Origin of the sequence: Rothia sp. (in: high G+C Gram-positive bacteria) (assembly GCF_030540545.1) — a bacterium.
GTDB lineage: Bacteria > Actinomycetota > Actinomycetes > Actinomycetales > Micrococcaceae > Rothia.
This window is the reverse complement of sequence record NZ_JAUNVZ010000134.1, coordinates 250-1,027: the sequence shown is the minus strand read 5'-3', so window position 1 is coordinate 1,027 and position 778 is coordinate 250. Positions and strand designations below refer to the sequence as shown.

At 59.5% G+C, this 778-nt stretch carries 1 protein-coding gene; it reads left to right on the top strand.

Annotation, left to right across the window (positions count from 1 at the left end; translation table 11 throughout):
- A partial coding sequence (locus Q4P78_RS09455; protein ID WP_303340114.1) for a DUF6268 family outer membrane beta-barrel protein occupies positions 1 to 726 on the top strand: 726 nt, incomplete at its 5' end.
- Between the last annotated feature and the right edge of the window lie 52 nt (positions 727 to 778).

Sequence of the window (778 nt, the reverse complement as noted above, 5' to 3'; positions counted from 1 at the left end):
TTTGCAGTGAAACCCAACCCCAAAGGTATGCCTGCCGTATGGTCGGCTACGCTCAGCGGACTATATGCCCAGCTGGACAACACGGGGAGCATCGCTGCGGTAAGCCCTGACCAGGTGCTCAACCTCAGCCTGAACCTCTCTCACCTGCGGCCGCTCTCTACCCGCTGGTACCTCATGGCCTCGCTCGGTGCAGGCATCTATGCCCCACCCAGCGACATCCGCTGGAGCAGCATCCTAGCCAATGGGGCAGTCATCTTTGCCTACAAACTGCGGAGCAACCTCGACGTGGGGCTGGGCTTGGGATTGACCAACTCGTACGGCGTGCCGCTCGTGATGCCGATGGGCTTTCTGAAGTGGACCACCACCGGACGCTACGAAGTGAAGGTAGAGATGGCGGGCAGTCTGAAGGCACAGGTAGGTTGCCGACTGGGCGAACGCTTCCGTTTGACGCTGGTACCCTTCGACATGGACGGTTTCTCAGCCGTAGTGCACCCGGAGGGTAAGTCGCGCATCTACGGAGCCACCCGAATGCGTGCCTATCTGCAACCCGAATGGGCCTTCACGCCACACGCCTTTGCCTATCTTGGGGCGGGCATGGAGCTTTATCACTCGATTAAGCTCTCCGAACGTTCCCTGCGCGGCTTTACGAACAACTTTAGTGGAGGCGAGCACTGGAAGCGCGCTCGCGGCCTTCACCTGATGGGCGGCGTGAAGTACCGCTTCTGAGGTCTGTGCTCCCCCACCCGTCTCACTCATCTCCATACCTTTATATATATGC